We start from the raw sequence: 14,113 nt of genomic DNA, 5'->3' as shown, positions 1-14,113 counted from the left end.
AATCTGGAAGAGATTAACAAAAATGAAAAAATCTCTATTACGAAAAAGGATGCCAATATCCAGGATATACTGGACACTATCGCAGATAAGACCGGTTTGAGATACACTATTAAAGACCGTCACATTGTCCTGACTAACGAAAAGTCATTGCCTATCACTGCTTTAACACTGCAGACTAGGAAGGTGACCGGTACAGTCAGCGATGCCTTCGGTCCAATCACCGGAGCCAATATCATCGAAAAAGGGACAACCAATGGTACAACTACCGACATGGATGGTAATTACTCCATCGAAGTGTCGGACGGCGCTACGTTACAGGTGTCTTTTATAGGGTATATTCAGCAGGAGATTGTTGTTAAAGGCAAAAATGTGATTAATGTTTTGCTGAAGGAAGATACACAGACACTGGAGGAAGTAGTTGTTGTAGGGTATGGTGTGCAGAAAAAGAGAGATTTGACAGGAGCTATTTCTTCTGTTAGTATGGATGACACTCCGATTAATACTTATTCGACAGTTAGTCATGCTCTAGCAGGTAAAGCCTCAGGACTGCAAGTAACTCAAAATAGTGCGCAAGTTGGTGGTGGTTCAACGTTTCGTATTCGTGGAGCCGCGTCAACAGGAGCAGGTAATGACCCACTGATTATTATTGATGGTTTTCCTGTCTCATCAGGAAGTTCTTTGGGATCTGGAACTCGTTATGACGCAGGCTCTACAGATAATGTATTGGCTTCATTGAACCCTAATGATATAGAATCTATAGAGATATTAAAAGATGCAAGTTCAACAGCTATCTATGGTTCTCGCGCTGGTCATGGAGTCATTATTGTAACAACTAAACGTGGTAAGGCTCAAAAGGCTCAGGTCAGATATTCAGGTAATGTTTCTATTCAAAATATGAAAAATGGATATAAATCATTGAGTGGAGCTGAATATATGCAACAATATAACCGTTACACTTATGAGGATTATTTAAAATCGAATGGGCTAGATGTTTATAAGGGCTATGTATCTGTAGCAGATGGTCATATAGCTCCGGAGTATGTTCCTACTTATAGCGAAGCTGATATTGCAAATGCTGGAAATACAGATTGGTTTGATGCTGTGACTCGTACTGGAATGATGCATTCTCATAATGTATCTGTAAACGGAGGTACTGAAAGTACACAATATATGGCATCATTAAGTTATATGAATCAAGCTGGTATAGTAAAAAATAATGATTTGGAACGTTTCACTGGTAAAATCAACCTGGATCAACAGATTTCAAAATATGTAAAGGCTGGAATCTCTTTGAATATCAATCGTAATACACTAGATAATGTACCCTTGGGAAAAGGAGAGTTTGAAAATGCAGGTATTCTGTCTGCTGCTGCAATGTTTAATCCTAATTTACCAATTTATGATGAAGAAGGAAATTATTCAGTGAATCCTTATTTTACACAAACTCCAAATCCAGTCTCGTTGTTAGAGATTACAGATAAAAGTGTTAAAGATCGTCTCTTAGCATCTGGATATGTACAGGTTGAACCAATAAAAGGATTATTGTTGCGGGCCAATTTGGGTATAGACCGTCAGTATGAAAAAAGAAAAGTTTATTTGCCTAAAACAACCATGTATGGTCTACAAGCCAATGGACAGGCAAATATTAATCAATCCGATCGTAATGATTATTTGATGGATTTAACTGCTACTTACTCCAAAGATTTTGGTAACCATAGTTTGACGGCTTTACTGGGATATTCTTATCAACAGTTTAATTATGAATCTGTTTCTGCCGGAAATCAGGATTTTCTGATTGATTCGTTTTTGTATAATAATTTAGGAGCCGGTAATTATGCCAAACCTTCTGTTGGTTCAAGTGCTGAAAAATCTGCTTTAGGTTCTTATTTCGGACGTATCAATTATTCTTATTTGGGACGATATTTGCTAACTGCAACATTACGTGCAGATGGTGCTTCTAACTTCGATCCGGATCATCGTTGGGGTTATTTCCCCTCTGTTTCTGCAGGATGGCGTTTTAGCGATGAGGCATTTATGCAAAGCATGAATACTGTTTTGTCGAATGGTAAACTGAGAGTTAGTTATGGCCAGACAGGTAATTCAAATGTGGGAAACCGCACGATGGACTTGTTTTATACTGGTTTTAATAATGTATTTGGCAATGCATCCTATACCGGAGTTTATGCATCCCAGTTAGGTAATCCGTTACTGACTTGGGAAACAACAAAAGAATTTAACGTTGGTTTGGATTTAGGTTTCTTCGATAATCGTTTATCAACTACCGTTGAATATTTTAATAGAACAATTTCAGACTTATTGGTAAAAGAGAAATCGTTGCCATCTTATAATGAAGTCACAACGATTGCCTCTAATATTGGTGAAACAAAAAGTCAAGGTTTTGAATTTACTTTAAATTCTGTGAATATTTCAACACGTGATTGGAGTTGGGCAACAGATGTAACTTTATCTTTTTATCGCGATCGTTGGAAAGAACGTGATCCAAATTGGAAACCTGCCGCTTATGAAAGTGTAGACGATTGGATTCGTCCAATATTTGCGTATGAATCAAATGGATTATTGCAGCCGGGGGAAAAGGCTCCAGCTCATCAGGCAGCATTGCTACCTGGACAGGTTAAATTAATTGACCGAAATAATGATGGTATCCTGAATGATGAGGACAAAATTTTATTAGGTTCTGAAGATCCTGCGCTTATTTTTGGTTTCAATAATACATTGCGTTATAAAAACTTTGATTTTAATATTTATTTCTATGGTGAAGCTAACAGAATAAAAGGATCCAGTTATTATGAATCATGGGCAACTATGGGATATGGTTTGACACAGGGGCGTAACGCTTCTAAAGGATATATGGATACATGGACACATGATAATCAAAGAGCTATCTACCCTAATATTTTAAGTGCCGGTGACAATGGTACAGGAGACTATTTCTATAAGAAGATCTCTTATATTCGTTGTCGTAATATTACTTTAGGATATACAATTCCTGTGTCCAAAAATATATTGAATAGTATTCGAGTGTATGCAGATGTAAATAATCCGTTTGTAATAACAAACTGGAATGGATTGGATCCTGAAACAGAAGGAAATCAATATTCATATCCGAATGTGACAAGTTTTAGTTTTGGAGTTGATGTAACGTTTTAATAAGAAAGTAAGATGAAGAATATAAAATATTATTTGCTTGGTGGAGTAATTACTGCTTTCTCACTTGGACTTACCAGTTGCGAGTTGGAGTCAGAAATATATGATTCTATTAATGGAGGAATATTCCCAACAACAGAAAGTGATGCAGAAGCTTTGGTGACAGGAAATGCATATAGTGTATTTATGAACAATGGCTATGATGGCATGTTTAACATAGCGACAGGAGTATTGCTAGTTTCAGATCTAATGTCAGATTATGGAGAATGTACTTGGCGCGGTTGGGAACCGATTCTTTATAATCGATGGAGTGTGGGAAACAGTTATAATGATAACCATTGGCGATGGGCAAAATATATGGGAAAAATTACCATGACTATCGATCGTATTGAAAAGATGGATTTATCGGATGATGTAAAAAATAAATATCTGGCAGAATTACACTGTGCTCGTGGTTGGCTGGCTTTTTCGATGTGGGACTTATATGGACCAATACCTATTGCTGATATTGAAACCTTGAAAAAGCCGTTGGAAGAGCAGATTATTCCACGTTTGTCTGAAGAAGAAATGCAGAATTTCATTGTAACAGAACTTACTGCTGCAGCATCAGTTCTACCTTATAGTTATGCAAAAGAAAGTTCAGAGTATGGACGTTTTACAAAAGGATTGTGTAACATGGTTTTATTAAAATTCTATATGCAAACCCAACAGTGGGCAAAGGCAGAGGAACTAGGACGTGAACTGACAAAAGCTGAATATGGGTATAAATTGGAACCTAATTATGCAAGTATTTTTAAATTGGCAAATGAGAAAAATGCGGAGACAATTTGGGCGGTTAATTGTTTGCGTGGAACGCAAGAGCATAAATGGCATCCTCATGTATTACCAAATGATTTTCCTGGGTCTGAAACTTTGACAAAGTGGAATGGATACAAAATATCTTGGGATTTCTTCGATACTTTTGAACCGGGTGACAAACGTTTGGAAACTATTATTTATGCATATACAGGAACAGATGGAACTACTCATAGCGAAGTAAATGATAAAGTTTCAAGCGATAAATTATTGTATTATGGTGCAATTCCCTGTAAATATGACTGCTATGACTTTGTAGGTACTCAAGGGGAAAATAGTGAAACTGATTATATCATATATCGTTATGCAGATGCTGTTACATTGTATGCTGAGGCAATGGTTCGTAATCAAAATATGATAACAGATGAAGCCCTTTATTGGTTGAATGAAATCAGAAAAAGAGCAGGTTTGTCTGAATATCAAAGATCAGATTTTTCGAATACACGTGACTTTTTGGATAAATTGTTATTAGAGAGAGGCCATGAATTATTCTTTGAGGGTTGCCGCCGTCAAGATTTAATTCGTGATGGATCATATGTTGATGCAATTAAACACAAGTGTCAGGTAGTAGGACAAACGACTTTAGTAAATAAAAATTATGAGCGTATACCGTTACCTCAAAGTGTAATTAATGAAGGTAAAGGACAGATAGAACAAAATCCTGGTTATTAATTCTAAACAAAAATCCGATAATTATTATTTTAATGATTATCGGATTTTACTAAAATAAAAAAACATGAAATACACAAAAACATTCCTTTTACTAGTCATCATAACGATATTATCAGCATGTAAGACAAATACAAGACGGACTGTTTATTATCAAGGTATTTATGCTGATGATTCTACCGGTCTAGAAGGGCTATACAATCCTGAACGTGGTTTCCGGTTAGAAGTTGCAGTGGATATTGCTGACAAAAATTATGTTTGGGAACCGGAGAAATATCCTGATATTACTTCCTATCTAGAAGAACAGTCTGAAATGTATGCTTCAGATAGTGTTTCTTTGGTACAAACTTATTTTTATCTGACCGGAATGGTGGGTAAAGAACTTACAGACGAAAATTTCCAGGTAATGGATACATTTTTTAATAAGCTGCGTAAATTGGGGAAAAAATCTGTTTTACGCTTTGCTTATGAAACAGATTTTATGGGACGTGTGAAAACTGGTCCAACACTAGAAGATATCATTTGTCACACAGAACAATTAAAACCATTTCTTGAAAAAAATAAAGATGTTATTCAGGTCGTACAAGCAGGAATGATTGGAGCCTGGGGAGAATGGCATAGTTCTTTTCATGGTTTGGAACAATCTGAAGAGACAAAACGGATCATACTTGAAAATATATTGTGTATGACACCTGAAAATAGAATGCTACAAGTGAGAGTCCCCTCTTACAAAAACCTTCTGAAAAAGAATGAGAAGGCATATAGCAGGATCTCTTTTCATGATGATTTCATTATTGTCGATCCGCATAAGTGGGATGGAGGTATGCACGAAGGAACAGAATTTTTTAATCAAATTGTGAGGGAATCTCCTTATCTTCCTGTAGATGGGGAGTTACCTTGGGGAAATTGGAGTGTAAATAAAGGACCTGATAATCCGGAACCCGGTTGGATTATAGATGGAATGAAAACAGCAAGACAACTATTTTTGCAACATTACACTTCCTTGAGTGCAATACATAATTATAAAGAAAGAGGAGCTCCTGATAAATATTCAATGATGTATTGGAAAGAGACTCCTGTAGATACGACTTTCCTTAAAGAGAATAAGATGCCAGTTTCGGATGCGTATTTTAAGAAAAAAGACGGATCCCCAGCGGAACGAAATGTATTTGACTATATCCGTGATCATTTAGGATATAGGATAGAATTACAGGAAATGACAGCTCCTTCCATTCTGTCATTTACAGATTTGAATTCTGTTGAAATATCTTTGATTAATCGGGGTTTTTCTACATTGTTTAATGAACACCCAGTTTATCTGGTTCTGATTGATGAAGCCGAAAATGTTTGTTATACAAGTCTGACAAATGCGGATGTAAATACCTGGCAACCCTATCAACCGGGGGATAGTCTGCGTAGTCCTCTTGTACATAAAGTGAAGAGTGACCTGAAAATTCCGGCTGATTTAAGTAAAGGTACGTATCGTCTTGGACTTTGGATTCCGGACGGTTCCGAGCGCTTAAAATATGATAATCGTTTTGCAATCCGTTGTGCAAACGGTAACGTCGGCTGGTGGATTTCAAAAGATAAAAAATATGGGATTAATATATTATCAGAAATTGTATTATGAAATTTTATTATATACTAATTCTCTCATCCATATTGTTTTCTTTTTCCGGTTGCAACAACCATAAGACTGTATCTATATCTTTCAAACCTGATACAGTTAGTGTATTAAGGAATCCGGCAATGGGATGGATTATGTATGAGGAAGGATGGTCTTTTAATGGAGGAAAGAATAATCCCTATACACCTGAAATATTTTGGGAAGAGATGGATGCTGTAAATGCTTCAGCATATTCAAATATTTTGTATATCCGCGTTTTATGGAATGTCATGGAACCAGAGGAGGGTCGGTATGCTTGGATTTACAATGAAGCTTATAAAAATTATATCAGGAAAGCTAAAGATCGTGGATTAAAACTAGCATTTCGGATTTTCTTTGATAATGGAGTTCCTGATTTTGTGTATAAAGCAGGATGTAAGTCAACGCTGGATCCCCCCATGTCTTTAGAGAATGACAAACAACCTTATTATGATGATCCGGTTTTTCTTGAAAAATTGACAAACTTTATCCGGGCATTTGCAAAAGAGTATGATAATCCGGATATTGTTGATTTTGTTGATGCTTATGGTTTAGGACGATGGGGAGAAGGGCATGGTGTGACCCTTAAAGATGAGAGGAACAGAGAATATGTTATGAGAAGAGTGACAGAAGAATATGCAAATAACTTTAAAAGGATTTTAACTGTCATGAATTTGTCTTTTGCCGATTATAAATACAGTAAACCTTTAGTATATGATAAATTGGGATTTCTTCCACGACGTGATGGCATTGGCAGTTTTTGGTTTGATGACGAAGAAAGAAAAATGCTGAATGAACTGTTCCCTGATAAAGCATTCATTGGTGAAGGATGTTATTGGTTTAACTCTCCAACTGATACAACCAATTATCATGATTATTTTAAAGAAGAAAAACGTTTTAATATAAATAATTTTAGCGAAGCGTTGACTGTCGGTGTGGAAGATGCTTTGGTATCTCACTCTAATACATATGATTTAAGAGTACCAGCTCAATGTAAGTTTTGGATTGAGAAGTTGCCTGACCCGGTTCAAAAGTTTATTACGTTGGGAGGATACAGACTTTATCCGTTAACTATAAAGATTCAGCAAGATAAAAACTCTTTAAAAATTGAACATGTATGGACTAATTTCGGTGTAGGAGTTTTGCCTAATCGTCATCCGAACTGGAATCATAAATATCAGGTAAGTTTTAGTTTGCTTGATCCTTTGACTAAAGAAGTTAAATTTGTTTATACTGATGTGAATGTTGAACCTTCTGATTGGTTGAAAGGAAAAAATTATTCTTATACTTCATCTTTTAGAGTCCCGGATGAGCTATCTTCGGGGAATTATTATTTATGTGTTGGAATAACAGATAGCACAAAAAAGAACCAACCAGGAATAATTTTGTCTTTACCGTCTGATAATATTTTGAACGGATGGGCTTCTATTACTTCTGTACAATTATAAATATTTGTTTTGTATATTATAGATAAAAAGGGACTGTCTAAAAAGTATTTCGGCTCTATTTATTTAAGATTGATTTCAAATCTCAAGAACGAAGAGATACTTTTCGGGCAGTCCCTTTTATTTTATTTGATCTTCTCAAACCAAGGCAATCTCTCCAGCGGAGCCTCCACCTCTATTGTTTTCGGTCCACGAAATTTCTTACCTGTATCGTCTCTCCATTGCCCTTTGGGTAACATTACTTTACGAGTATGTTCTTTGGTCAGGATTGGAGCTACCAAATATTTATCTCCCAGCATAAACTGGTCTTTACAATCCACGAATCCCTGATGGGGGAACGCATATTCCATATGGCGGAGAATAGGCTCACCTGTTTGTGCGGACCTGCGGGCTTGTTCCAGGATATAACTACCCATTTTCTCATGTAAGTGGGCATATTCACGGCAAATAGCCAGATGTTTTTCATCGAGAATACGCCAGGGAGCTACAGAAAACTGCATCATAGGCATTAATGTGTGAACCTGGCAGGAACGAACGATCAAATCCTGATCCAGTTTGGTCTGATCTACCCCCAGGAAAGAACCGAACTGGCCTCCGCCAATCATATCGGGACAAGCGTATGCGTATCCTAATAATCCGGCAGCGATCATATCAGGTATAAGAAGTCCTACGGCATTCCATGAATAATCTTTATCACCCAAGCGTTGAACCAAAGCCTGTCCACCCATTTTCCAACCGGCACGGTATTCATTGAACGGAAAATCTAACCCTATCTTTGCCCAATATTCACACATGTCGACTGATGTTGCCTTTTTATCATAAAACTCTAGTTCCGGATCATTATAATGACCGATATCACCTGCATCGAATTTAAAACCATCGACACCGTATTGCGTCTGCATATTGCGTAACTGCTGTTTCAAATGTTCTGCTGCAGCCGGATTACTCAAGTCATAACAAGCACTGTATCCATTCCACCAGGGAATTATAGCGGCTTGCTTAGTTCCCTTCTTCTTGATCAGGTATCCTTTTTGCTGTAACTCGCGAAATTCAGGGCTATCCGGACTTACAAACGGGCAGATCCATAACATAATACGGAATCCGTCTTTGTGCAACTGATCAATCATTCCTTTCGGATCCGGGAAACGTTCTGGCTTGAATTCAAAATTACCGTAATGTTTCTGCCAATTATCGTCTACCATGAAAACTCCTACCGGGAATTTATTCTTTAATATATTGTCTGCATATTTTAAAATATCTTTTTGATTCTGATTATACATCAGTTCAATCCACGTATTATATTGCGGCATAGAGAAAAATAGAGAGTCGGGTAACTCTCCTGAAGCGGGAAAATATTTACTTGATGCTGCCAAATAGGCATCTTTCAATGTATTACCGGCTAATACGGGTTCCAGATTTTCATAATCTGAAAATATTTGCAGGTTACCGTTCTCTACCTTGAAAGAAAATGGTTTGTCACTCCAGATATATCTTCCTTCAGAAGATAAAAGAAGAGGTACATTCTGATTGTTCAGGTTTTCAGAGGCTAGATCAAATAGACGGACGTTGTCTTTAAAAGGCATTTGAGAGCCTAAGCCAACCATACCTCCCCACCATTTTTCACCTTCCAAAGAAGTGATTTTCGATTCATATTTACTTCCGGCCCAACATGACAATGTAAAACATACAGCCAGGAAGGCTAGAAGAAGTGTCTTTCTTAAATGCATAGTGTTATTATTTAAAGTTTTTATTCGAATACTTTTGCAAAGATACGTTTTACAGTTGAAATACAGTCTCCTTCCGACTTTGCAGGATAAAAACTAGTATCTTTAGTCCAAGGTTCTTCCAATACGTAGAAATCCGGCTCTTCGGGATTATTTCCTTCCAGTTTTTGGTATTGATAATCGAACCAGCATTTCCAGCGCATGTAATAAAAATCTTTTAAGATACCATTCCATTCTTTGTGGGCATAATCTCTTAGACCTCCGTCGTCTGCGGCATTCCGGTTTCCCCATGTTGTGATCTGTACCCGCGCATTCCACTCATAGAGGTCTTTCTCTTCAGGTGTATGACCGATAGAACGTGCTTGTTGGATCCAGTTACCCACCTTGAACTCCGGACGCGTTCCTAACAATTCGTCTTGTAACAGGAGCAATGTCAGAAAGCGATCTGTGGCCACTTTATAAAGAGACTTGTCTCCGGAGATATAGGCTGCTTCAACTACTTTTTCAATCCTTCGCCCTTTTTCAGCGATAGCTTGACGAACAATATCTACCAGATCATATTCAAAGTTATTATTCCCCTTAAACAGGTCAGCTACAGAAACCATCATAGCGGCAGCATGAATTACATCTTCGGGATCATAATAATCTTTCATTTCAGACCAGCTGGATACCTGATAAGGATGTTCAGAAGGACGGGCGCAGAAAATAGATTCGTGCGTTCCTTGCTGCACATTCTCGGGCGGGCAATTATAGATCGAATTACTTAGTAATATCCAAGCGTCTTCTATTGTCTTGTTTGTCTTTCCATAACGGGCAAATACATAATTCTTTACCCATTGATCTTTATCAAATTTCTCAGCACGCCAGGGAAGCTCTGTAAGCAATTCGAACATGACAGGATTATTCTCGCTACCTTCCATGGTCATACCCACGCCTTTCAGTGTTTTTCCGAAAGGACTTCCCTTGGCTTTATAAAATTCATCGATCACGTGGCTCATCTTTCCATGTAGTCCGACGTTACCCCCATAATTCAACAACATACAATAAATCCAGTCGTGTTGTCCGAACCCGTCTTTTCGATACCAGGTGGATTGAGGATCTCCCCATTGAGGACGGCTTTCTGCAAACAGGTCCAAAACGATCATATCACCGGCTTTCAGGTTTTCTATCATTTGAGAGCGAGGATTAGCTTGCCATGCCTGAGCTACCCAAACAGCTTTCGGATTATTCTTTTTCATGGCTTGCATGATTGCTTTCCCGGCAGCATCCAGATTTACTCCGGCAACACTACCCCCTTCATGAAACGGGTCCATGCTGTAGAAATTAGACTTACCATAGAGTTTGTTCATCTCTTTATAATAGAGTGATGCTATTTCGTGAAAACGGGGATCGGTCGGCAACAGAAAAGCCGGTCGGCGATAATCACACCATAAGCCCGGATCAGATACATTTAATCCTAGTTTTTCCTTTGCATTATGAGGAACCATACCAGAGTAACCCGGAAGTACAGGTTCAATACCATATTCACGCATTCGTTTTAAAATACGCTGTTGAAGAGCTATTTGTTGTTTATACCAACTATCCGGATTAGGACCTCCCCATCCTTCCAGGTTATTCATCAGCCACCAGGCTTGAAAGCCAGGACCGGCAACAAATTCGTTAATCTCGTCTTTACTGTATCCTAATTTACTCAGCACGTTATACCATACACCATCCGTACCTACCATTGCCAGTGGCAAATTAATGCCGTGCAATGCCATCCAGTCAATTTCTTTTTCCCAGCGTTCCCAGTCCCAAAAGGCCATGGTGTACGAATAAGTACAGTAGTTGAAATCATAGCGATATTTCATTTCTGTCTCATGGCGTTCTTTTTTAGAGACTGCCGGTAAAACTTCCGGTAGTTTAGCCTGCATGCCATTCCATGAGAGATGAATCCCTACATAATATTTCAGATACCAGTTTATACCGGTTGCAATACTGACATAATTGTTTCCTCGTATAACAATTTTATTGTCTTTTTGATCGAGTTCAAAAAAATCGACAGGCGATTTTATCTGCTCAATGATGAATTTGCGTGAAGCCCCTTTATCAATGCGTTCCAGTAGTCCATCGATAGGGGAAACTGCCTTCATAATGAAAGAAAGAAATAACAAACAAAAAATATATATACCTTTCATAGATGGAAAATTATATGTTAGATTTTAGGAAAATTAAAAAATCCAGTCACAGAAGTCTGCCTGTATCGTTTTTTCCAGGTTCTTCCCTTTAAATGGCTTAAACTTTACCTGACAGGCTTGTTTTAAATTGCAGTGTAAATGTACGATTTGTTTTTCAAAGGAAGATACCTCTAAAGCGTTTCCTTTTCGTTTTACATCGCAATTGTATCCTTTTACAGAACCGTCCGGACGTTCTATGATAAAGGCGTTGGTAAGGACTGTCTCTCCTATGCACTTAAATAACTCATGCACATCATTATCCTGTGTGTTGACCGTTTGCCAATCGCTAATCATATTCACGTACTGTTCTCCTATCACAAATTGACGGGTTTCATATAAACGCGGATGCGGATTACCGAAGCTCAGGGAATCTGCCGTATAATGCGTATCTGCGCTACAAGCCTGTTCTACCTTAAGATGTGGATCGACAACAAAAGCCCAGCGTAAATCTCCGGTTTTGTAATCAAGCAAATTGGAAAAGGCTCCCATTGCATTAAATGTCTGCATCAACCATTTCTCTTCACCGGTTAGGAGATATGCATAGTAAGTTGCATAAGCACGCCATGCGCTCCAGCCATGAGGGGAATTAAACATATTCGGTAACATTTGTACATCGTACTGGGCTTCCCAATAACGCATGGTTCCCTGTCTTCTCCGGGCATCCGGAACCCGTAGTTGCGTCAGGCAATCATGACTGTTCAGAATTTTCAGCATGGCATCCGTATAGTGTTTACGTAGTCCGCCATCTTTTTCGAGAACGGCAAGCATCCCTATTTGAAGGGCTGAACAAGATATCATGCCATCTTCAAAAGTCAACTCTCCTTCTGTCTGGAAATCTCCCTGGGAAGCGACTAGCTGATCAATTGCCCGCTTGGCTGAAGTATAATGACGGTTGTACGCATCTTTCCACACTGGGTCCTTTTCTGCTAACTCTTTTTCTGCCAAAGCCAGTTCCAGGATACTTTTTGCCACATAAATAACACTGGTATAGATAGTCCCATGATTATAATAAGCTCCGTCCTCGCGTTGAGAAAAGCGGATCATCCAATCTGCCAGTAAGGCTGCTTTATTCAGGTCATTAATATCTTTTTGAGCCTCATATTTATCTACCAGCATTCCGATTGTCGTAGAGGTATTCTGAATCCGGGATGCATAATATTTAGGTTCCATTTTTGCAGAATCGTGTAATAGGTCAAACAGGTAGTTGAAACGTAGAGAGACTTGTTTATCCAACTTTTGATCGGGAAAATAACGTGCTGCAAGAAATGCCGAATAGAAACCATACCAGCTTTCTGCATGCGATGTGGCTTTCTGATGATATTTAAGAGTGGCTAAACGCGCCTGTTCCATAACCCATTGCCAGGAATGACGTGCAAGGAGAATGGCTTCGGATTGTTTCTTGCCATCTGTAACAGTAACAGTGTATAATCCCGTTTCCGGCAATATGGAAGTAACCTCAGATTTCCCTTTACCTGATTGTCTTACTGAAACTGGCAATATTTTACCTTTATCGTCGATGATTTGAATCTCAGGAGATGTTGCGTAGACCTCGAAACTGGCTTTATCACCGGGTTGATAGGTGGTTTGTTCTATTTTCAGAAGAGGAAGAGCATATGTACGTGTGATTTCAGACTCCAGGTTATCCAAAGTACCGATATTTATGAACGAAATCAACCATGTTTTTGTTTCACCTTGTTTCAGTTCATATAAGTTTTGGGGATTTCGGTCTGGTAGCGGAAGTTCGTTCATTAAATCCAGGTTTAAGGATTCAATACGGTGTCCCATAAACCAATGGGGAGGCGGATCCATATAGCCAAGATTGTAATCGACACTCCAGGAAGCTATCGGTTGTTCCGAGACAATTCCGAGCGTATGTTCGGAGGGAGTTTGTAAATAACCATAAAAATGCGTTTTCTCACAACGCATTAGCGTCGGAAAATATTTGCCGAACCAATCCGGGTATTTATCCATATAGGTATCGACACCCAGTTTTAGTCCGGCTTTTTCAGGTTGAAAAGGAACGGCAGAGGAATTATGAAGCTTCACTTCTATCGTGGGAACCGACTTATATTCCCGATAGGTTAATTCACATTTTACACCAAAAAGTGAAGTCCGGAAAGAAGCATATCCGTTAGGTATCCATTCCGCTTTATATTCTTTTCCATCCATCCGGACATAAAAAGAAGGACCATCATTCTTTTTACCTGAAAAAAATGGTATTGTGTCGTTACTTCGTTTTCCTTTAAAAATCAATTGTCGGGACAATCCATCCTGGGAAATATTCCATTCCCAATTCGCTTTTTTCAGATTCGTCTGGGCTGATAGAACAGTCGACAAAATAAAAAAACAAATAAATAACAGTTGTGTTTTTCGCATGTGAACAATGTTTATCAT

At 38.3% G+C, this 14,113-nt stretch carries 7 protein-coding genes; 4 read left to right on the top strand and 3 right to left on the bottom strand.

Annotated features, from left to right (window positions below):
• From DXD68_RS09415 to DXD68_RS09400, 4 genes are all read left to right on the top strand, one after another.
• On the top strand, positions 1–3,168 hold a 3,168-nt coding region (locus DXD68_RS09415), incomplete at its 5' end, for a TonB-dependent receptor (RefSeq protein ID WP_233577063.1).
• A gap of 12 nt (positions 3,169–3,180) precedes the next feature.
• Positions 3,181–4,692: a RagB/SusD family nutrient uptake outer membrane protein gene (locus DXD68_RS09410; protein WP_122361387.1), complete on the top strand. Its 1,512-nt coding sequence runs from the start codon at positions 3,181–3,183 to the stop codon at positions 4,690–4,692.
• Between the two features lie 64 nt (positions 4,693–4,756).
• Entirely contained in the window at positions 4,757–6,319 is a 1,563-nt protein-coding gene (locus tag DXD68_RS09405; RefSeq protein WP_122361386.1) for a DUF4832 domain-containing protein, read from the top strand.
• Between the two features lie 119 nt (positions 6,320–6,438).
• Entirely contained in the window at positions 6,439–7,782 is a 1,344-nt protein-coding gene (locus DXD68_RS09400) for a DUF4832 domain-containing protein (protein ID WP_233577061.1), read from the top strand.
• A gap of 122 nt (positions 7,783–7,904) precedes the next feature.
• Here the strand turns inward: DXD68_RS09400 and DXD68_RS09395 are convergent, their stop codons facing one another.
• The 3 genes from DXD68_RS09395 to DXD68_RS09385 are packed head-to-tail and all read right to left on the bottom strand — an operon-like array spanning position 7,905 to position 14,095.
• Positions 7,905–9,506, bottom strand: coding sequence for a glycoside hydrolase family 31 protein (locus tag DXD68_RS09395; protein WP_122361385.1), 1,602 nt, complete (start codon positions 9,504–9,506; stop codon positions 7,905–7,907).
• 20 nt (positions 9,507–9,526) lie between these two features.
• Complete coding sequence (locus DXD68_RS09390) at positions 9,527–11,680, bottom strand: alpha-N-acetylglucosaminidase (protein WP_122361384.1); 2,154 nt, start codon at positions 11,678–11,680, stop codon at positions 9,527–9,529.
• A 33-nt stretch (positions 11,681–11,713) separates the two neighbouring features.
• The gene (locus DXD68_RS09385) at positions 11,714–14,095 is read right to left on the bottom strand and encodes a hypothetical protein (protein WP_122361383.1); all 2,382 of its coding nucleotides are present in this window, start codon (positions 14,093–14,095) and stop codon (positions 11,714–11,716) included.
• Positions 14,096–14,113 lie beyond the last annotated feature (18 nt).

The sequence above is a fragment of the Parabacteroides sp. TM07-1AC genome (assembly GCF_003480915.1).
GTDB lineage: Bacteria > Bacteroidota > Bacteroidia > Bacteroidales > Tannerellaceae > Parabacteroides > Parabacteroides chongii.
The sequence above is the reverse complement of the archived record's forward strand: the minus strand, read 5'-3'. Positions and strand labels throughout refer to the sequence as shown.